We start from the raw sequence: 19004 nt of genomic DNA on the forward strand, positions 1-19004 counted from the left end.
CCGTCAGTCGGTCACCGCGAACCCCTGCGCCGCGCCCAGCTGGTGCAGCGAGGAGGAGCCGGGAATCCCGTCCGCCGCCCCCGCCTGGTACCCGCAGCGCCGCTGCCAGGCCGCGTACGCGGCGACCGTCCTGCTGCCGAACGAGCCGTCCGCCCAACGCTGTTCGAGCAGCCCCTCGTCCACGAGCGCCTGCTCGACGATCGCCACCTCGGCCCCGTAGGTCAGGTGCCCCTGCTCGGCCCCCGGGTCGGTCTGCGCGGCCGCGACCACGTGGGCCACCGAGACCGTCCGCTGCCCGGGCAGGTAGCCGAGCAGCCGGCGCAGCGAGCCCTCGCCCGGGACGCCGTCGGCGGCCTGCCCGGAGTAGCCCAGACTCCCCTGGTAGTCCGCGTAGTTCTCGGTGTCCGCGTCCGTCCAGTTCGGGCCCGGGCCGGAACGGTAGTGGTCGCCGAAGCCGTGCGAGACCAGCGCCCGTCCGACCGTCGTCACCTGGTAGCCCTGGGCGCCGTAGCCGTACGCCAGGCCGTTGATGCTCACCTGGTAGCGGGCGGGCTGCTGCTCCGCGGGCGGGTTGCCCGGGAAGCCGCCCGTGAGGTCGGGCCAGGAGCCCGGGTCGGTGTGGTCGTTGTACGGCACGTGGGCGTGCGCGTACCAGCCGCCCCGGGTCTCCCAGACCTGTTCGTCGCGGTGGCCGGAGAAGTCGGTCGGCCGGCCCATCGGCCAGGTGTCGGGCACGCCCCAGGAGGAGATCCAGGCGCGGATGCCGCCCCAGCCCGCGCACGGGGTGTCGACCAGCCGGGGGTAGACGCCGCCCCGGTAGCGGCAGTAGGGGAAGAACACCGCCTCGATCTGGATCACCACCCGCCCGGCCCGGTTGGTGCGGGTCGGGCTCTGGGAGGGACTGAGCAGGCTCTTCGAACGGGAGTCGGCGGGGAACAGCTGGGCCACCCGGCCGGTGAACGGGTCCCAGACGAGGTGCGGCGCTTCAGCGGCACCGGTGCCGGTGAAGTAGCCGACCAGGTCGTCGTAGGAGCACCAGTCCTGCGGGGCGGCGGCGGTCGCGTTGCGGTCCCAGGTGATGTGGGCGATGGCCTTCGGCGGGTAGTTCTGGTCGGTCGGCGCGTGATCGCCGAGGTCGTGGACCTCGGCACCGGGCAGCCACAGTTCGGGCATTGCGATCTCCTCCGAACGGCGTGAGGGCATCACTTCCGGTATCGGCAGGCAGGGCTCGCGGGTTGACCCCGGCGGCGCGAACCCGTGCCGATGAACCCCCCGCGCCCGCCCGGCCGTTCGACTCAGTGGAGGGTATTCGCCTTCCTGTGCGAATCGGGTGCCCGTGCGGGGGCGGCCGGGCGCGCGGAAGGGGGCGCATTCCACCGCCACCGGGCCCCGCTGTCAATCGTTGACATCGAAAGTGGTCTAGTCCACGGTGGTCCGGCGGACCGGCACCGAGCCGCGCCCGGGACTCCCGTGCGCACTCAACTCTCAGCCGTGGAACCGAATCTGACGATCCGATGGAGACACCCGCACCATGCAAAGAGTCTGCCTCGCCCTGCCCACCATGCGGCCCTGCCCCGAGACCATCGCGGAACTCGCGGAGGAGGCGGCCTACGCCGTCGCGAACTTCGGGGTCGAGGTGCACCTCCTGATCCTCGACACCACCGAAGCCGCCGAATTCGCCCTGAACGCGGGCGCCGTGGCCGCGCTGGAGCCCACGCCCGGCGTGATCGTCCACCACCTCGGCGAGGCGCGGCAGCGCGAGTTCCTGCGCCGGGTGACCGAGCGCTCCGGCGCCCCCGACCCCGGGCTGCTGCTCGACCTGATGCTCCCGGGGGCCGTCGCGTACGGCTCCTGCGTCAACCGGCTCTTCCTGGGCGCGGCCGCCCTGGGCTGCACCTCGACGCACCTGCGCAACGACGACGCCGACTTCCAGGTCCTCGACGGCCGGAAGGTCTTCCCGATCCACCACGAGCTGCTCTCGATCGGCAAGCCGGCCGGCGAGGCGGCGGCCGGGGTGACCCGCTCCGAGCTCGACCCGGCCGACGCGGACAAGCCGGTGATGCTGGTCAGCGGCTCCTTCATCGGCGAACTCTGCGTGGACATCAGCGAGATCCACGAGCTGGACCCGGCGATCTACCGCGAGGTGGTGCGGCTGTGGGCCCCGCCGGTGTGGTCGGACGAGGAGAAGGACGCGATGGTGGACGTCTCCTTCAAGGGCGCCGGCTCCGAGCCGTTCGGCACCGACGAGTCCGTGCTCGGCGTGCCCGACATCTGGGACGTCTACATGTGCAACGTCGCCCTGGACCACCGGGGCTACGAGGTGCTGCCGCTGCTGCCCTCGATCGAGACCATCGGCAGCGACTACGTCCTCCACCACGCCATGGTCCACGCCCGGATGCCCGGTGTCGTGCACAACCGCCACATCGTCAACTACTACACGCCCGAGCGCCGGACCGGCGCCGGCTTCATCGCCTACCAGCTGCGGTTCGTCAAGTTCCTGCTCTCGATGCTGTACCTGTACCCGGTCTACGGCGGGATGATCGACCTCGGCCGCGGGATGCTGGACGAGCGGCACGGGCTGCGGATCGAGCCGATCCTCGACCTGGTGCGGGGCAGCGTCGACTGGGACCGGGCCGGGAACGAGCACTGCCTGGACGTCCTGGACCGCTCCTACCGCAAGCTGGGCGGCAAGTACGCCGAGCTCGCGGACGTGGTCGCCGGGCAGCGTCAGAGCCTCCTGGACGAGGCGCGGGAGGACGCCGAGCGCTGGGCGGTGCTGGTGGAGGCCTGGTCGGCGCTGGTGGCCGCCTCCCGCGCGGAGGGGCTCGGCGCCCCGGAGGTCGCGGCCGGGTGAGCGAGGACCTCCGGATCCGACTGCTGGACGACGGCGACTGGGACGCCGTGGTCGCGCTGGAGCACGACGCCTACGCCGCCGACGGCCTGTCGGAGGGCCGGGAGGCACTGCGGTCCCGCGCCCTCGCCTCGCCCCGGACCTGCTTCGTGCTGGAGCAGGGCGGCACGGTCCGCGGCTACCTGCTGAGCCTGCCGTACCCACCGCTGCGCTGCCCGGACCTCGACCGGGCGGAGGAGGCGGTCTTCGCGTCGGACAACCTGCACGTGCACGACCTGGTGATCGCCGAGGACCTGCGCGGCCGGGACGTCGCGCTGGGGTTCATCCGGCACTTCCGGGAGCGGGCGGAGGAGCTGGGCTACGAGCGGATCTCGATGGTCGCGGTGCGCGGGACGGACATCCTGCTGCGGCTGCTCGGCTACCGGGCGCACCGGGAGGTCGCGGTTCCCGCGTGCTACGGGCGGCGCGCGGTCTACATGTCGATGCCGGTGGGCTGACCTGCGGGGATACCCGATCGGACGATCACTCTTTCGGCCCAGTCCGGACGGCGGGGCTCACCCCATCGGGTGAAGCTGGTGGCGGCTGCGCCCCCCGCGCCGCCGCCCGCGGTACCCACCCACATGCAGGGCCCACCCACGCGCAGGGCCCACCCGTACGCCCGAGGGAGCAGAGCATGAAGGCCGCCGTCGTCCACGACTTCACCGCACCCCTGGCCATCGAGGACCGACCGGTACCGGAGCCGGCCGCGCACCAGGTGCGCGTCAGGATCGAGACCTCCGGCCTCTGCCACACCGACATCCACGCCGCCCGCGGCGACTGGCCGGTCAAGCCCGCGCCGCCGTTCGTCCCCGGGCACGAGGGCGTCGGCATCGTGGAGGCGGCCGGCCCTCAGGTCCGGCACGTCCGGGTCGGCGAGCGGGTCGCCATCCCCTGGCTCGCGGACGCCTGCGGGCGCTGCGACCAGTGCGTCTCCGGCTGGGAGACGCTCTGCCCGCAACAGCACAACAGCGGCTACTCGGTGGACGGCGGGTACGCCGAGTACGCGCTCGCGCACGGCGACTACGTCGTCCCCGTGCCGGACGGCATCGACCCGCTGGACGCCGCCCCGCTGTCCTGCGCGGGCGTCACCACCTACAAGGCGCTCAAGGTCTCGGACGCCCGCCCCGGCACCCGGGTGCTGGTCTCCGGCATCGGCGGGCTCGGCCACCTGGCCCTCCAGTACGCCCGGATCTTCGGCGCCGAGACGATCGCGGTCGACGTCACCGACGACAAGCTCGCCCTGGCCCGCGAGCTCGGCGCCGATCACGTGCTCGACGCCCGCACCCAGGACGTCGCCGCCGAGGTCCAGGCCCTCGGCGGCGCCCACGCGGCGATCGCCCTCGCCGTCAGCAACGCCTCCTTCCAGGCCGCCTACGGCGCCCTGCGCCGCGGCGGCACCCTCGTCCTGGTCGCCCTCCCGGCCGGCGGCAAGCTCGAGATCCCGGTCTTCGAGACGGTGTTGAACGGCACCAAGGTGGTCGGCTCAATCGTCGGCACCCGTGAGGACCTCGCCGAGGTCTTCCGGCTGCACGCGCTCGGCCGCACCCGGGTGATCCGCGAGACCCGCCGGCTGGAGGACGTGAACGACTGCTTCGAGGAGGTGCTGAGCGGCAAGGTCTCCGCCCGCCTGGTCTTCGACCTGCGCTGACCCACCCCGCCGTCCCACCCCACCGGCCGATCGCACCGGCCGACCGCGCTCCTCCTCCCCCGGATCGCCGCCACCGCGCCGGTGCCCGTCGAGGCCCTGCCGCCGAAGGTCGTGGCCGCACCGGCCCGCGAAGCGCGACCGGCCGGACCGGGCCACCGGAACTCCCACCCGTCCGTGTCCGGAAGCGGTCGCGGTTGCTTCTCCGTTCCGTTCGGCGTGGGTACGAAGTGGACCGCGGTGCGCGATCGTTGGGGAAACGACCGTACGGCAAGGGGAGTCGCCATGGGGGACGGCCGGGGGTTGACACCGGATGCGGTGGCGGCGTTGCTGGGCGACGGGCCGCACCGGGAAGTGGCGGACGTGCTGCGGGCCCGGCTGCGGATGGTGCCGGAGGGGGCCCGCGCCCTGGCGGCGGCCGAGGCGAGCCCCGGGGACATGCGGGCACGGGCGCTGCTGACCGCGTCGGTGGCACAACTGCTGGAATCCGACCCGGCGTTCGCGCAGTACCTGGCCACCGCCGGCCTCGGCCGGCCGCTCGCCGAACGCGCCCGGCAGGCCCAGGGCAGCGACACCCCGGGCGCCGCCGCCCCGACCCCCTGAGGATCAGGGCTTGCCGAGGTGGGCCGGCACCGCCCCTCGCTCTCCGTCCGACGCGGCCACCGTGCGCCACACCGGGGCGGCGGACGCCCTGCTCGGCCGGGGAGCGGGCCCGGACCCGCCCGGTCGCGGGTCCGGGCTCATCCGCCGCCCCCACGCGGCGGACGCCCCCGGACCGTCGCCCGAATGCATGTATCGCTCTCTTGACTGGCGTCACCAACGCGCCATACTGGCTTCACTCCCGCTCGCACGACGAGGTGCCCGCCCATGGAGCTATCCCCCTCGGCGCACGTGGACACGTTCTGCCGAGACCACCTTCCACCCTTCGAGCAGTGGCCAGAACTCCTTCTCGACCTACCGGAGTTGGCCTACCCCGACCGTCTGAACTGCGCCGCCGCCCTACTCGACGAGACCATCGAACGCCTCGGCCCGGACCGCCGCTGCCTGCTCACCGCCACCGAGCGGTGGTCCTACGGAGAACTGCGCGACCACGCCGACCGGATCGCCCGCCTGCTGACCGAGGACCTCGGCCTCGCCACCGGCAACCGGGTGCTGCTGCGTGGACCCAACACCCCATGGCTGGCCGCCTGTTGGCTCGGTGTCCTGAAGGCCGGCGGGGTGGCCGTCACCACCGTGCCGCTGCTGCGGGCCGCCGAACTGACCGAACTGCACGGCATCGCCAAGCCCGTCCTCGCCCTGTGCGACCACCGCTTCCAGGCCGAACTGCGCCGGGCGCACGCCCCCGGCCTGCGCGTCCTGCCGTTCGGCGGCCCCGGCCCCGAGGACCTCACCGCGCGCTGCGCCGCCAAGCCCGCAGGATTCACCGCCGTCCCGACCGCCGCCGACGACGTCGCGCTGATCGCCTTCACCTCCGGCACCACCGGCCGCCCCAAGGCCACCCTGCACTTCCACCGCGACGTGCTCGCCATCGCCGACACCTTCTCCCGCCACCTGCTCCGCCCCACCCCCGAGGACCTCTTCGCCGGCACCCCGCCGCTCGGCTTCACCTTCGGCCTCGGCGGTCTGCTGGTGTTCCCGCTGCGGGCGGGCGCCGCCGGGCTGCTGCTGGAGCAGGCCACCCCCGAGCAGCTCGCCGAGCAGGTCCGCCGGCACCGGGTGAGCGTGCTGTTCACCGCGCCGACGGCCTACCGGGCGATCCTGGCCGCCGGACTGGCCGACCGGCTGGCCGGGGTGCGGCACTGCGTCTCGGCGGGCGAGCCGCTGCCCGTCGCCGTCTGGCGGGCCTTCCACGCGGCCACCGGACAGCAGCTGATCGACGGCATCGGCGCGACCGAGCTGCTGCACGTGTTCGTCTCGGCCGCCGGCCAGGACATCCGCCCCGGCTCCACCGGCAAGCCCGTGCCGGGCTACCGGGCCGCCGTGCTGGACGAGCAGGGCCGTCCGGTGCCGGACGGCGAGCCCGGGCTGCTCGCAGTCAAGGGCCCGACCGGCTGCCGCTACCTGGACGACGAACGCCAGCTCGACTACGTCCGCGACGGCTGGAACCTCACCGGCGACACCTACGTCCGGGACGGCGACGGCTACTTCTGGTACCAGGCGCGCCACGACGACATGATCGTCTCGGCCGGCTACAACATCGCCGGGCCGGAGGTGGAGCAGGCCCTGGCCGCCCACCCCGACGTGGCCGACTGCGCGGTGGTCGGCACACCGGACGAGCGGCGCGGCACGGTGGTCAAGGCGTACGTGGTGCTGCGCGAGGGCGTCCCCGCCGGGCCGGAGACGGTGAAGGCGCTCCAGGAGCACGTCAAGGACGCCATAGCACCGTACAAGTACCCGCGGGCGGTCGAGTTCGTGCCCGAGCTGCCGCGCACCGCGACCGGAAAGCTGCACCGCGCCGAGCTGCGGCGGCGGGCCGCGCTGACCCCGGCCAGCGTCACCGTCGAGCGCCGGGTGGAGTGGTCCGACACCGACGCCGCCGGGCACTACCACTTCTCCGCCGTCCAGCGCTGGGCCGAGGCCGCGGAGGCGGCGCTGCTGCGCCGGCTCGGGCTGGCCGAGCTGTTCGGACGGATACCCCGGGTGCACTTCGAGGCCGACTACCGCGAGCGGCTCTGGTTCGGCGACCTGGTGCGCACCGAGCTGCGGGTGGTCCGGGTCGGCGGCTCCTCGCTGCACTACGCCTTCGAGGTGCACGGCCCCAACGGGCTGGCCGCGAGCGGGCGGATGTCGGTGGTGCACGCGGCGCCGCACGACGCGGGCGCCGAGCCGTGGCCCGCGCAGGTCCGCCGCACGCTCACGGAGGCCGGGCCGCAGCGTCCCGAGGTGCTCGCATGACCCCGGTGGCACGGCGGATCGCGGTGGTCGGGGCCGGCCCCGGCGGGCTCTACTTCGCCGCCCTGGCCAAGCAGTTGGCACCCGACCGGGAGATCACCGTCTTCGAACGGGACGGCCGGGAGGACGAGTCCGGCTTCGGCGTGGTCTTCTCCGACGAGACGCTGGACGGCATCGCCCGGGCCGACCCGCGCGTCTTCGCCGCGATCAGCGCCGAGTTCGCCCGCTGGAGCGACATCGACATCCGCTACGCGGGCGAGGTGCGCACCAGTGGCGGCCACGGCTTCGCCGCCCTGGACCGCAACCGGCTGCGCACCATCCTGCAGGGGCGCTGCGCCGAACTGGCGGTGGACGTGCGCTACCGGACCCCGGCCCCGCCCGCGGACCGGCTGGCCGCCGAGTACGACCTGGTGGTGGCCGCGGACGGCATCCGCTCCGGCACCCGGGCGGCCCATCCGGAGAGCTTCCGCCCGGAGCCGGACGAGCGCCGCTGCCGCTACATGTGGCTCGCCACCGACAAGGTCTTCGAGGCCTTCACCTTCATCGTCGAGCGGTACGACTTCGGCGTCCTCCAGGTGCACGCCTACCCGTACAGCGCCACCCGCTCGACCTTCATCGTCGAGGCCGCCGAGGACGCCTGGCGCCGCGCGGGCTTCGAGGCCCTCGCCGCCCGGGAACCGAGGCGCGGCGAGAGCGACCTGGCGAGCGTGCGGCGCTGCGCCGAACTGTTCGCCGGCCACCTGGACGGCCACCGGCTGATCCCCAACGCCTCCCGGTGGATCCGCTTCACCACGGTCCGCAACGGGAGTTGGCGTCACGACAACACCGTCCTGCTCGGCGACGCCGCGCACTCCGCGCACTTCTCGATCGGCTCGGGCACCAAGCTGGCCCTGGAGGACGCCCTCGCCCTGGCCGCGGCACTGAGCGAACAGCCCACCCTGAACGGGGCGTTGGCCGCCTACGAGGCCGAGCGGCGCCCGGTGGTGGAGTCCACCCAGCGCGCCGCGCAGGCCAGCCTGGAGTGGTTCGAGACCATCGGACGGCGCACCGGGCAGGGCGTCGACCAGTTCGCCTTCAACCTGCTCACCCGCAGCCGACGGGTCACCTACGGCAACCTGCGCGCCCGCGACCCCGACTTCGTGGACGCCGTGGACACCGCCTTCGGCGGCTCGCCCGGGGTGCCGCCGATGTTCCGGCCGCTGAAACTGGGCGCGCTGGAGCTGCGCAACCGCGTCGTGGTGCCCCCGCTGGCCACCTTCACCTCCCCCGACGCGCTGCCCAGCGGCTTCGACCTGGCCCAGCTGACCGGGCACGCGCTCGGCGGCGCGGGGCTGGTCATCGCCGGGATGACGGCGGTCACCCCCGAGGGCCGGGCCACCGACCGCTGCCCGGGCCTGTGGGCCGACCACCAGGAGGCGGCCTGGCGCCGACTCCGGGACGCGGTACGGGCGGTGAGCGACACCCCGGTCGGCATCCAGCTGACCCACGCCGGCCGTCGGGGTGCCACCGCCGCCCCCGGGCCGGACGGCGTCGGGCGGCCACTGGCCGACGGCTGGCCGCTGGTCGCCCCCTCGGCCATCCCGTGGGACGCCGGCAGCCCGGTGCCGCACGAGGCGAGCGAGATCCGACTGGCCGCCGTCACCGCGGACTTCGCGGCCGCCGCCGAGCGCGCCGCCCGGGCCGGCTTCGACGCCCTGGAGCTCCAGTTCGGGCACGGCCACCTGCTCTCCTCCTTCCTCTCCCCGCTCACCAACCACCGCACCGACCACTACGGCGGCCCGCTCGCCCACCGGCTGCGGCTGCCGCTGGAGGTACTGACGGCGGTTCGCGCCGTCTGGCCCGTCGGCCGGCCGCTGCTGGTGCGGATCTCGGCGAGCGACTGGGCCCCCGGCGGCACCACCGAGGACGAGGCCGTGGCGATCGGCCGCGCGCTCGCCGGGGCGGGAGCGGACGCGCTGGACGTCTCCACCGGCGAGGTCGTCGCGCACCAGCGGCCGCCGTACGGGCGCGGCTACCAGACGCCCTTCGCCGAGCTGATCCGCGCCACCACCGGCCTGCCGACCATCGCGGTCGGCGCGATCTCCGGGCCGGACGACGCCGATTCCGTCCTGCTGGCCGGACGGGCCGACCTGGTCGCGGTCGGCCGGGCGCACCTGTACGACCCGCTCTGGACGCTGCACGCCGCCGCCGAGCAGGGATTCACCGGGCCCGGCGCCCTCTGGCCCGAGCCCTGGCGGGCGGGCAGCCGCAAACCGCCCGGCCCGAACGCCGACCGGGTGGCCCCGCGCCTGAACCTGCTGCGCGAGCCGCCCGCGCCCGTCCACCGCCGCTGGTCCCCGCCCCTTCCCGAGGAGTGACGGATGCCCCACCTGCCCCGCTTCACCGCCGCCGCCGTGCAGGCCGCCCCGGTCTACCTGGACCCGGCCGCCACCGTCGACAAGGCCGTCGCGCTGGTCCGGGAGGCGGCCCGGCACGGCGCCGAACTGGTGGTCTTCCCCGAGGTCTTCGTCCCCGGCTACCCGTACTGGAACTGGACCATGAACCCGGTGCAGGGCTCGCCCTGGTTCGAGCGCCTCTACCACGCCGCCGTGGACGTCCCCGGACCGCACGTCGACACCCTGCGCGACGCCGCCCGGCAGGCCGGGGTGGTCCTGGTGATCGGGGTCAACGAGCGCGGCGGCCCCGGCCTCGGGCTGCTGTACAACACCCTGCTGATCATCGGCGCGGACGGCGAACTGCTCAGCGCACACCGAAAGTTGATGCCGACCTGGGCCGAGAAGCTGACCTGGGCGCAGGGTGACGGCAGCACCCTGAAGGTGCACCCCACCGGCATCGGCCCGCTCGGCGCCCTGGCCTGCGGCGAGAACACCAACCCGCTGGCCCGCTTCACCCTGCTGGCGCAGGGCGAACTCGTCCACGCCGCCTGCTACATCGCGCTGCCGGTGGGCCCCGAGGACTACGACATGGCGGAGTCGATCGCGCTGCGCACCGCCGCGCACTGCTTCGAGGGGAAGGTGTTCTCCGTCGTCTCCACCTCCGCCATCTCGCCCGAGATGGTGGACCTGCTCGCCGGCGACGATCCGCGGGTGCGCAAGCAGCTCTCCCGCCCGCACAGCGCCCTGTCCGGGATCTTCGGCCCGGACGGCCGCGCCGTCACCGAGCCGCTGATCGACGAGGAGGGCATCGTCTACGGGGAGATCGACCTCGGGCGCTGCGTCCAGCCCAAGCAGATGCACGACATCGTCGGCCACTACAACCGCTTCGACGTCTTCCGGCTGCACGTGGACAACCGACCGCTGCGGCCGCTGGTGCTCCCCGAGGAGAGGGAATGACCGACACCGAGCGCGCCCCCGGGCGCACCCCAGAGCACGACGACGACCGGATCGGCCGGGCCCGGGTCACCGACAGCCCGGAACTGCTGGCCTACTACGAGGAGTTGGCCGCACACGAGGCCGGCGCCCTGTGGACGGTCGCGAACGAGATCGAACCCTGGTACCCCCAGCCGAAGTCCGTCCCCACGCTCTGGCGCTACGCCGACCTCCGCCCCCTGGTGCGCAAGGCGCTGCCACTGGTGAAGGCCGACGACGCCGGGCGCCGGGTGGTGATGCTGGTCAACCCCGGCCGCCGCGAACTGAGCGCCGCCGTCGGCCTGTTGTACACCGGCCTGCAGATCATGGGACCGGGCGAGGCGATGACCGCGCACCGCCACCAGGCCGCCGCCCTGCGCTTCGTCCACGAGGGCACCGGCGCCTGGACCGTCGTGGACGGGCAGAAGCTCAAGGTCGGCCCGCGGGACTTCGCCATCACCCCCAACAACACCTGGCACGAGCACGGCAACGAGTCCGACGACGCCCCGGTGATCTGGCAGGACGGCCTGGACATCCCGTTGGTCAACACCCTCGACGCCAACTTCTACGAGGTCCACCCCGACCTCCATCAGCGGCCCGGGCCGGTCGTCAACTCCTCGCTGCTCAGCTACGGCGGCAACCTGCTGCCGTACGGCGTCGAGAAGTGGACCCGACCCTACTCGCCGCTGCTGGGCTGGCCCTGGGAGCCCAGCTACGAAGCGCTGGGCCGGCTGGCCCGCGCCACCGAGGGCTCGCCCTACGACGGCGTGATCATGGAGTACACCAACCCGGTCACCGGCGGCCCGGTGATGCCGACCATGTCCGCCCACCTGCAACTGCTGCGCCCGGGCCAGGCCACCCGCGCCCACCGGCACACCGGCTCGGTGGTCTACACGGCGGCCAAGGGGCACGGCGTCTCGGTGATCGCCGGGCAGCGCTTCGAGTGGCGGCAGGGGGACGTCTTCGTCGTCCCGTCCTGGGCCTGGCACGAACACGCGAACCTCGACCGGGGCGAGGACGCCTGCCTGTTCTCCTTCGACGACTTCCCGCTGATCCGCTCGCTCGGCCTCCACCGCGAGGAGGCCCACCCGGACGGGCAGCAGCCCACCACCACCGTCTGACCAGGAGTCCCACCACCATGCGTCTGCTGACCTACCGCGCCGACGGCGATCCGACCCCCCGCCTCGGCGCCCGGCTCGACGGCGACCGGATCGCCGACCTCACCGCCCCGCCCCCCGCCTCGGGCGCCCGGCTCCCCACCGATCTCCTCGGGTTGATCCGCGCCGGGGAACCGGCCCTGGCCGCCGCCCGCGAACTGCTCGCCGGGGCCCCGGCCACCAGGCCGCTCGCCGAGGTCACGCTGTGCGCGCCGCTGCGCCCGGGCAAGATCGTCGGCGTCGGGCTCAACTACGTGGAGCACGTGACCGAGTCCCACCGCACCCTGGACACCGACCGCGAACTGCCGGACCGGCCGGTGCTGTTCGGCAAGCCCTCGACCGCCGTCACCGGCCCGGGCGAGCCGATCCTGCACAACGCCGATCTCACCGAGCAGCTCGACTGGGAGTGCGAACTCGCCGTGGTGATCGGCACACCCGCCTTCCGGGTGACCGAGGCTGACGCGCTGCGGCACGTGTTCGGCTACAGCATCGTCAACGACATCAGCGCCCGCGACCAGCGCCGCTCCGGGCAGTGGTTCTTCTCCAAGGGCCAGGACAGCTACGCGCCGTTCGGCCCGGTGGTGGTGACCGCCGACGAGATCCCGGACCCGCAGCGGCTCGACCTCTCCCTGAAGGTCAACGGCGAGCCGCGGCAGGACTCCAACACCCGCCACATGCTGTTCGGCGTCGCCCGGCTGATCGCCGACATCTCCGCCGGCATGACCCTGGAACCGGGCGACGTGATCGCCACCGGCTCCCCCTCCGGCGTCGGCGCCGGCATGGTGCCCCCGCGGTTCCTCCGGCCCGGTGACCTGGTCGAGGCCACCATCGAGCGGATCGGCACGCTCGCCAACCCGGTGGTCGACGCCCGGTGACCGAGCACCCGGCACCCGCCGACCGACGCCCGCCGCGCCCGCCGAGAGGAGTCCGGAGCCGATGACCACCTACCGGATCGGCCAGATCGTCCCGAGTTCCAACGTGACCATGGAGACCGAGGTCCCCGCCCTGCTGCGGGCCCGCGAGGCGGTCGCCCCCGAACGGTTCACCTTCCACTCCAGCCGGATGCGGATGACCAAGGTCACCCCCGAGCAACTGCGCGCCATGGACGCCGAGTCCGACCGCTGCGCCACCGAGCTCTCGGACGCCCGGATGGACGTGATCGGCTACGCCTGCCTGGTCGCCGTGATGGCCACCGGCCACGGCTACCACCGCGAGGCCGAGCGCCGGCTGCACCTGCGCACCGTCCGCAACGGCGCCCCCGCGCCCGTGGTCACCAGCGCCGGCGCCCTGGTCGCCGGGCTGCGCGAACTCGGGGCGGCGAAGGTCGCCATGGTCACCCCGTACCTGCGGCCACTGGCCCGGACCGTGGTCGAGTACCTCGCCGCGGAGGGCATCGAGGTACTCGACCACGCCGCCCTGGAGATCGCCGACAACCTCGACGTGGCCGCCCACGACCCGGCCCGGCTGCCCGCGATCGCCCGCGGGCTCGACCACGCCGAGGCGGACGCCGTGGTGCTCTCGGCCTGTGTGCAGCTGCCCTCGCTGTCGGCCGTCGAGGAGGCCGAGCAGCTGCTGGGCAAGCCGGTGGTCTCGGCCGCCGTCTGCACCACCCACCAGCTCCTGCGGGCCCTCGGCCTGCCCGCCTTCGCCCCCGGCGCCGGGCACCTGCTCTCCGGCGCGTACGCGTAGGGCCCGCGCCCTCGGACCGGCACTCTCGTTATGATCGCCACCACCGACGGGGAGGAGGGCCCGCACATGACCGACGGCACCGCCCGGCCCAGCTCCCTGATCCACACCGTCTACGGCGAGTTCGTCCGCCCCCTCGGCGGCTGGATATCCATCGCCGACCTGATCGCGCTGCTGGCCGAACTGGACGTCGACGGCCCGGCCGTCCGCTCGGCGATGTCCCGGCTGAAGAAGGCCGGCACGCTGCTCCAGGAGCGCCGCACCGGAACCGGCTACCGGCTCGCCCCGGCGATGGAGCCGGTCTTCGAGGAGGGCGACCGGCGGATCTTCCACAGTCTGGAGCCCGCCGATCTCGCCGACGGCTGGGTGGTGGCGGTCTTCTCCGTCCCCGAGTCCGCCCGCGCCCACCGCCACCAGCTGCGCTCCCGGCTGAGCTGGCTCGGTTTCGGCAACGCCGCCCCCGGGGTCTGGCTGGCGCCCGCCCGGCTGCTGCCGGACGCCCGGCGGCTGCTGGACCGGCTCGGACTGAGCGCCTACGTCCACCTGTTCCTCTCCGCCGAGTACGCGGGCTTCGCCGATCTCCGTACGGCGGTGGCGAGTTGGTGGGACCTTCCGGCGATCGAGGCGCAGTACGAGGCCTTCGACGGCGCCTGGCGCCCGGCCGCCGAGGAGCTGCGCGGACGCTCGTCGGTCGACCCGGCCGAGGCCTTCCGCGACTACGTGCCGATGCTCACCCAGTGGCGCCGGCTGCCGTACCTGGACCCGGGGCTGCCCGCTCAGTTGCTGCCCGCCGACTGGAACGCGGTGCCGGCCCGCGCCGTGTTCACCGAGTTGCACGGACTGCTCGCCGGGCCGAGTCTTCGGTACGTCGAGAACGTCACCGGACAGTCCCGCTCCCAGGAGCCACGATGACCGAAGCCACCGCCGAGCTGCTGATCCGCGCCGCCGCCGTGCACACCCTGGTGCCCGGCGATCCGCCGCACCGCGCGATCGCCGTCGCCGGCGGCCGGATCACCGCGCTCTCCCCCGCACCCGACGGGCTGGACACCCTGATCGGGCCGGACACCGAGGTGGTGGACGCCCTTGACTCGACCGTGCTGCCCGCCTTCGACGACACCCACGCCCATCTGGTGCTGGCCGCCCTGAGCGTCCACGGCGTGCCGGTCCACCGGGCGCGCGACCTCCCCGGGTTCCTCGCTCTGATCCGCGAGCGCGCCGCCCGCACCCCGGCCGGGAAGTGGATCCACACCACGGTCAACTGGCAGGAGGTGCTGCTGGCCGAGCAACGGATGCCCACCATCGCGGAGTTGGACGCGGCCACCGCCGCGCACCCGGTGCTGGTGCGGCGCGGCGCGTACAACATGGTGCTCAACTCGGCGGCGCTGCGGCTGGCCGGGATCACCGGGACCACCGAGGCTCCGCCCGGCGGCGTGATCGAGCGCGACGAGCACGGGCGGCTCACCGGCCGGCTGGTCAACCGGGCGGTGGAGCTGGTCGAGCGGGTGCTGCCGCGCCCCACCCCCGCCGAGCGGATCGAGGGCCTGCGCGCGGCCTCCGCCGCGTTCGCCGCCACCGGGATCGGCACCGTCCGCGACTGCCTGGTCCCGGTCGAGGACCTCGGCGTCCTGGACGCCGCCCGCGCCGAGGGGGCGCTCGCCGTCCGGGTCCGGGCCCTGGTGTCCGGCTTCGCGGTCCGTACGCCCGAGCAGGTGGACGCGCTGCTGGACCGGATGGACGGGTGGCGCGAAGCCGGCCGGGACGACAACGGACTACGCCTGTGGGGCGTCAAGTTCGGCATCGACGGCGGCTTCGAGGCGGGTGCGCTGGAGGAGCCCTACCAGGGGCGGCCCTGCTACCACGGCCGGCTGCTCTGGGAACCGGCCGAGCTGCTCGCGGCGGTGGACCGGGTGGTCGGGCGCGGCTGGCGGGTCGGCGTGCACGCCTGGGGCGACCGGGGCCTGCGCGTCCTGCTGGACGTCTTCGAGCAGGTGTCGGAGCGCCGCCCGGGCCTGCCGCCCGGCACGCTGGTGGTCGAGCACGGCGGCCTGGCCCGCCCCGCCCAGCGGGCCCGGGCGGTCGCGCTCGGTGTCCCGGTGACGGTCCAGCATCCACTGCTGCACGACGGCGCGCTCGCCCAGCGGCGGGCCTGGGGCGAGGAGCGCACCGCCGCGCTCTTCCCGCTGCGCGAGTGGCTGGACGAGGGCGCGCTGCTCACCGGCGGCTCGGACTTCCCGGTCGGCCCGTACGGCGCGATGGTGTCGGTGTGGGGCATGACGACCCGGGGAACCGTCGCCGGGGTGGTCGGCCCGGAGCACGCGATCGGCCGGGCCGAGGCGGTCGCGCTGCACACCGTGAACGCGGCCCGGCTGACCGGCGAGAGCGCCGCGCGCGGCAGCCTGCGCCCGGGGGCGCTCGCCGACCTCACGGTGTGGCCGCTCGACCCGCTGGTTTGCCCGGCGGACGCGCTGCGCGATCTGCTGCCGACCCGGACGATCGTCGGTGGGCTTACCACGCACCTGAGCTGACGATCCGTCAGGCCGCGGCGAGCTCCCGCAGGTCGATGCCGCGATGCAGTGCCCGCAGGTCTTCGTGCAGCGTGGACGGCGGGACGACGAGCACTCCGCCACGGGCCCGGGCCAGGCAGCGCCGGGCGACGGAGCGGCGCAGCAGGCCGCGCAGCCCGGCCCGCAGGCCGCCCTGGGCGCCGGTGGAGACCACCAGCAGGTCGCCCGGCCGGTCGGCGAGCCCGGTCAGCACCGCCGCGGCCTCGCCGCGCACGACCAGCGGCTGGACCGGCACCCCGATCGACAGGCCGCCGAAGGCCTGCTCCAGCGCGTCGTCCATCCGCGCCTCGGCGAGTTCCTGCCAGGCGCGCAGCAGCGGCGGGCACGGCCGGGCGCGGTAGTTGCGCTCGCCGCCGACCGGGGTCCAGGCGAGCACCGGGACCAGGACGGCCTGCCGGGCCCTGGCCTCCTCCGCCGCCCGGTGCAGGGCGGTCAGGCTGTGCAGTGATCCGCTGACTCCGACGATGACGCGCGCGCCGTCCGACATGATCCTTCGCTTTCCGATGCCAACTCTCGTGAATGTCTGCGATTAGGCTGCCACAACCCTTCAGGGGCCTGCAAATCGAAGGCATTCACTGAATATCACCTTGCATCGACCGGAATATCCATGTCCTGGCCCTCCAGCTCCCTGACCTCCTGGAGCAGCCCCCAGGTGAAGTCGGCCGCACAGGAGCGCGGCCGCCCGTCGGCGCCCGGCGCCGCGAAGTCCAGCCGGAACCTGGTCGGCGCGCTCCCCTCCCGCGGCACGGCCGACGGGAAGGCGGCCCCGACGTCGCCCACGACACAGCTCCACGGAGCGAGGTCGGCCAGTGTGCGCAGCACGGGCACCGGGAAGCCGGCCGCCCGCACCAGCCACTCGTTCAGCAGCGGTCCGCCGCGCCCAGCCGGGCCGAGCAGGATCTCGAAGCGCAGCTCGGGCCAGAGCGGCAGCGCCCACTGCCGCGCGGTGCAGGCGAGGTCCCCGATCCGGCGCTCCACGCTCGCCTCGGCCGGGCCGAGCACGGCGGCGTACCGGGCGGCCCCATGCGGGAACCCGGGCGCGCGGACCATCGCCTGCCAGCGCTTGTTCGCCTCCCGCATCGAGGCGCGGGTGGCACCGAGCCGCCGCACCGCCTCCTCGACGAGCCCGGGCTGGAAGTCGGCCATCCGACGCAGCAGCACCAGCTGGAACTCGGTGACCCCGAAACCGTTGATCGCCATGACCGCAGCCTAGAACCTTCCCGTTCGAGCACGTTCGAGCATGTGTTCGAATAGAGGCGTACCCTGGGCCCATGCACGGCACCGTCCACCTCCAGCCCTCGCTGTTCGACGACGCGGACCGCGGCGGCGTCCGCCTCGGACCGCTCGACGGCCTGCGCCGACGGCCGCTCGGTGACGGCGCCTGGCTGGACCTGCTGCCGGGCTGGCTGCACGGGGCGGACGAACTGTTCGAACAGCTGGCCACCACGGTGCCCTGGCGGGCCGAGCGCCGCGAGATGTACGAGCGGACGGTCGACGTCCCGCGCCTGCTGGCCTCCTACCCGGCACGGGCCGAGCCGCCGCACCCGGTGCTGGCCCGGGCCCGGGAGCTGCTGAGCCGGCACTACGCCGAGGAACTGGGCGAGCCCTTCCGCACCCTCGGCCTCTGCTACTACCGGGACGGCCGGGACAGCGTGGCCTGGCACGGCGACCGGATCGGGCGCGGCGCCCGCGAGGACACCATGGTGGCGATCCTCTCCGTCGGCGAGCCGCGTGTCCTGGCACTGCGGCCCCGGGCCGGCGGCCCGGCGGTCGTCCGCCATCCGCTCGGCCACGGCGACCTGGTGGTGATGGGCGGATCCTGCCAGCGCACCTGGGAGCACGCGATCCCCAAGACGGCCCGCCCGGTGGGCCCCCGGATCAGCGTCCAGTTCCGGCCGCACGGGGTCTCCTGAGCCCGGCTTGCCCCGCACCCTCCGGGCGCGGAGGCTGGCGGGAGGGGCCCGGGCACCCGGCACCGGCTCCCGCCAGGAGGACCGCATGCCGAAACCGGGCGTCTACCACGCGGGGGTCCCGTGCTGGGTCGTGCTCACCTCGCCGGACCCCGCCCGGGCCCAGGCCTTCTACGGCGCCCTGTTCGACTGGGAGTTCGTCCCGACCGGCCCCGGCGAGGCGGTGGCCACCCGGTACGGCGCCCAGGTCGCGGCCGTCGAACGGGCCCGGGCGTCCGAGCCGCCCGCCGGCTGGACCACCTTCCTCGCCTGCCCGGACCCGCAGCGCACGGCCACCGCCGTCCGGGCCGCCGGCGGACGGCCCGTCCGTGGGCCGTACGAGGTGCCCGAGCAGGGCCGTGCCGCGCTGGCCGTCGACCCGCTCGGCGCCCGCTTCGGGCTCTGGCAGGCCGGCACCATCGACGGCGCCGGGCTGGTCGACGAGCCGGGCGCGCTCGCCTGGAACGAGCACCTCTCCCCCGACCCCGACGCCGCCCGGGCCTTCTACCGCCGGGTCCTCGGCTACACCTACGACCGGCCGCGGGCGGGCCACACCCTCGCCCGGGTCGCCGGACTCCCGGCGTGCAGCATCGGCCCCTGCCGCCCGGGCGCCGGCGCGCACTGGCTGGCCCACTTCGGGACCGAGGACACCGACCGCGCGGCCGCACGGCTGCGCGGCCTCGGCGGCACCGTGCTCAGCGGGCCCGCCCCGGCACCGTTCGGCCGCACCGCGCTGGTCCGGGACGACTGCGGCGCGCAGTTCGTGCTGGTCGCCGGCCCGGCCGGCGACTGCGCGGCGGCGGCCGGAGCCGCCGGGGGCCCGGTGCCCCGAACGACCGCGGGAGCCCCGCGCGGTGGCGGGGCTCCCGGGTGC

At 74.5% G+C, this 19004-nt stretch carries 16 protein-coding genes and 2 pseudogenes; 15 read left to right on the forward strand and 3 right to left on the reverse strand.

Annotation, left to right across the window (positions count from 1 at the left end):
- Positions 1–3: 3 nt before the first annotated feature.
- Positions 4–1173 carry a peptidoglycan-binding protein gene (locus ACFRMQ_RS08210; RefSeq protein WP_380728214.1) on the reverse strand — a complete coding sequence of 390 codons (1170 nt, stop codon included), beginning with the start codon at positions 1171–1173 and terminating at the stop codon, positions 4–6.
- A gap of 358 nt (positions 1174–1531) precedes the next feature.
- Between ACFRMQ_RS08210 and ACFRMQ_RS08215 the strand changes: the two genes are divergently transcribed.
- The 13 genes and pseudogenes from ACFRMQ_RS08215 (at position 1532) to ACFRMQ_RS08275 (ending at position 16142) form a co-directional block, all read left to right on the forward strand.
- Positions 1532–2854, forward strand: coding sequence for a DUF6271 family protein (locus ACFRMQ_RS08215; RefSeq protein WP_380728217.1), 1323 nt, complete (start codon positions 1532–1534; stop codon positions 2852–2854).
- Positions 2851–3348, forward strand: coding sequence for a GNAT family N-acetyltransferase (locus tag ACFRMQ_RS08220; RefSeq protein ID WP_380728219.1), 498 nt, complete (start codon positions 2851–2853; stop codon positions 3346–3348). The genes ACFRMQ_RS08215 and ACFRMQ_RS08220 overlap by 4 nt, the downstream gene beginning before the upstream one ends.
- 176 nt (positions 3349–3524) lie before the next feature.
- A complete protein-coding gene (adhP, locus tag ACFRMQ_RS08225; RefSeq protein ID WP_380728221.1) occupies positions 3525–4538 on the forward strand; it encodes an alcohol dehydrogenase AdhP in 1014 nt (337 codons plus the stop codon).
- A gap of 282 nt (positions 4539–4820) precedes the next feature.
- Positions 4821–5138: a hypothetical protein gene (locus ACFRMQ_RS08230; protein ID WP_380728223.1), complete on the forward strand. Its 318-nt coding sequence runs from the start codon at positions 4821–4823 to the stop codon at positions 5136–5138.
- A 264-nt stretch (positions 5139–5402) separates the two neighbouring features.
- Positions 5403–7013: pseudogene (locus tag ACFRMQ_RS08235) on the forward strand (AMP-binding protein); the annotation flags it as partial.
- 93 nt (positions 7014–7106) lie between these two features.
- Positions 7107–7430 (forward strand): annotated as a pseudogene (locus ACFRMQ_RS08240) (acyl-CoA thioesterase); the annotation flags it as partial.
- The gene (locus ACFRMQ_RS08245) at positions 7427–9784 is read left to right on the forward strand and encodes an FAD-dependent monooxygenase (protein ID WP_380728225.1); all 2358 of its coding nucleotides are present in this window, start codon (positions 7427–7429) and stop codon (positions 9782–9784) included. The pseudogene ACFRMQ_RS08240 and the gene ACFRMQ_RS08245, both read left to right, overlap by 4 nt.
- 3 nt (positions 9785–9787) lie before the next feature.
- The gene (locus tag ACFRMQ_RS08250; protein ID WP_380728227.1) at positions 9788–10759 is read left to right on the forward strand and encodes a carbon-nitrogen hydrolase family protein; all 972 of its coding nucleotides are present in this window, start codon (positions 9788–9790) and stop codon (positions 10757–10759) included.
- Positions 10756–11895, forward strand: a complete 1140-nt coding sequence (locus tag ACFRMQ_RS08255; protein WP_380728229.1) for a cupin domain-containing protein — start codon at positions 10756–10758, stop codon at positions 11893–11895. Before ACFRMQ_RS08250 ends, ACFRMQ_RS08255 begins: the two co-directional genes overlap by 4 nt.
- Positions 11896–11912: 17 nt before the next feature.
- A complete protein-coding gene (locus ACFRMQ_RS08260; RefSeq protein WP_380728231.1) occupies positions 11913–12806 on the forward strand; it encodes a fumarylacetoacetate hydrolase family protein in 894 nt (297 codons plus the stop codon).
- 61 nt (positions 12807–12867) lie between these two features.
- Positions 12868–13620 (forward strand): Asp/Glu racemase, encoded by a 753-nt coding sequence (locus ACFRMQ_RS08265; protein ID WP_380728233.1) that lies wholly within the window; start codon positions 12868–12870, stop codon positions 13618–13620.
- A 30-nt stretch (positions 13621–13650) separates the two neighbouring features.
- On the forward strand, positions 13651–14529 hold the full coding sequence (locus ACFRMQ_RS08270) for a PaaX family transcriptional regulator C-terminal domain-containing protein (protein ID WP_380728235.1): 879 nt from the start codon (positions 13651–13653) through the stop codon (positions 14527–14529).
- A complete protein-coding gene (locus tag ACFRMQ_RS08275) occupies positions 14526–16142 on the forward strand; it encodes an amidohydrolase (RefSeq protein ID WP_380728237.1) in 1617 nt (538 codons plus the stop codon). The genes ACFRMQ_RS08270 and ACFRMQ_RS08275 overlap by 4 nt, the downstream gene beginning before the upstream one ends.
- Positions 16143–16149: 7 nt before the next feature.
- Here the strand turns inward: ACFRMQ_RS08275 and ACFRMQ_RS08280 are convergent, their stop codons facing one another.
- Together ACFRMQ_RS08280 and ACFRMQ_RS08285 are read right to left on the reverse strand one after the other, a co-directional pair.
- Positions 16150–16668 (reverse strand): universal stress protein, encoded by a 519-nt coding sequence (locus ACFRMQ_RS08280; protein WP_380728239.1) that lies wholly within the window; start codon positions 16666–16668, stop codon positions 16150–16152.
- 95 nt (positions 16669–16763) lie between these two features.
- The gene (locus ACFRMQ_RS08285) at positions 16764–17381 is read right to left on the reverse strand and encodes a hypothetical protein (protein WP_380728241.1); all 618 of its coding nucleotides are present in this window, start codon (positions 17379–17381) and stop codon (positions 16764–16766) included.
- A 71-nt stretch (positions 17382–17452) separates the two neighbouring features.
- On the opposite strand from ACFRMQ_RS08285, the gene ACFRMQ_RS08290 reads away from it, so the two are divergent.
- Together ACFRMQ_RS08290 and ACFRMQ_RS08295 are read left to right on the forward strand one after the other, a co-directional pair.
- Positions 17453–18094 carry an alpha-ketoglutarate-dependent dioxygenase AlkB gene (locus tag ACFRMQ_RS08290; protein WP_380728243.1) on the forward strand — a complete coding sequence of 214 codons (642 nt, stop codon included), beginning with the start codon at positions 17453–17455 and terminating at the stop codon, positions 18092–18094.
- Positions 18095–18179: 85 nt separating this feature from the next.
- The coding region (locus ACFRMQ_RS08295; protein WP_380728245.1) for a VOC family protein at positions 18180–19004 on the forward strand (825 nt) is incomplete at its 3' end.

This window comes from Kitasatospora sp. NPDC056783 (assembly GCF_042789895.1).
Classification (GTDB): domain Bacteria; phylum Actinomycetota; class Actinomycetes; order Streptomycetales; family Streptomycetaceae; genus Kitasatospora.

Excerpts from the sequence above, each read along its gene's own strand:
- ACFRMQ_RS08210 (WP_380728214.1), bottom strand. The coding sequence starts at position 1,173 with ATGCCCGAACTGTGGCTGCCCGGTGCCGAGGTCCACGACCTCGGCGAT.
- ACFRMQ_RS08215 (WP_380728217.1), top strand. The coding sequence starts at position 1,532 with ATGCAAAGAGTCTGCCTCGCCCTGCCCACCATGCGGCCCTGCCCCGAG.
- adhP (WP_380728221.1), top strand. The coding sequence starts at position 3,525 with ATGAAGGCCGCCGTCGTCCACGACTTCACCGCACCCCTGGCCATCGAG.
- ACFRMQ_RS08230 (WP_380728223.1), top strand. The coding sequence starts at position 4,821 with ATGGGGGACGGCCGGGGGTTGACACCGGATGCGGTGGCGGCGTTGCTG.
- ACFRMQ_RS08245 (WP_380728225.1), top strand. The coding sequence starts at position 7,427 with ATGACCCCGGTGGCACGGCGGATCGCGGTGGTCGGGGCCGGCCCCGGC.
- ACFRMQ_RS08250 (WP_380728227.1), top strand. The coding sequence starts at position 9,788 with ATGCCCCACCTGCCCCGCTTCACCGCCGCCGCCGTGCAGGCCGCCCCG.
- ACFRMQ_RS08255 (WP_380728229.1), top strand. The coding sequence starts at position 10,756 with ATGACCGACACCGAGCGCGCCCCCGGGCGCACCCCAGAGCACGACGAC.
- ACFRMQ_RS08260 (WP_380728231.1), top strand. The coding sequence starts at position 11,913 with ATGCGTCTGCTGACCTACCGCGCCGACGGCGATCCGACCCCCCGCCTC.
- ACFRMQ_RS08265 (WP_380728233.1), top strand. The coding sequence starts at position 12,868 with ATGACCACCTACCGGATCGGCCAGATCGTCCCGAGTTCCAACGTGACC.
- ACFRMQ_RS08270 (WP_380728235.1), top strand. The coding sequence starts at position 13,651 with ATGATCGCCACCACCGACGGGGAGGAGGGCCCGCACATGACCGACGGC.
- ACFRMQ_RS08275 (WP_380728237.1), top strand. The coding sequence starts at position 14,526 with ATGACCGAAGCCACCGCCGAGCTGCTGATCCGCGCCGCCGCCGTGCAC.
- ACFRMQ_RS08280 (WP_380728239.1), bottom strand. The coding sequence starts at position 16,668 with ATGTCGGACGGCGCGCGCGTCATCGTCGGAGTCAGCGGATCACTGCAC.
- ACFRMQ_RS08285 (WP_380728241.1), bottom strand. The coding sequence starts at position 17,381 with ATGGCGATCAACGGTTTCGGGGTCACCGAGTTCCAGCTGGTGCTGCTG.
- ACFRMQ_RS08290 (WP_380728243.1), top strand. The coding sequence starts at position 17,453 with ATGCACGGCACCGTCCACCTCCAGCCCTCGCTGTTCGACGACGCGGAC.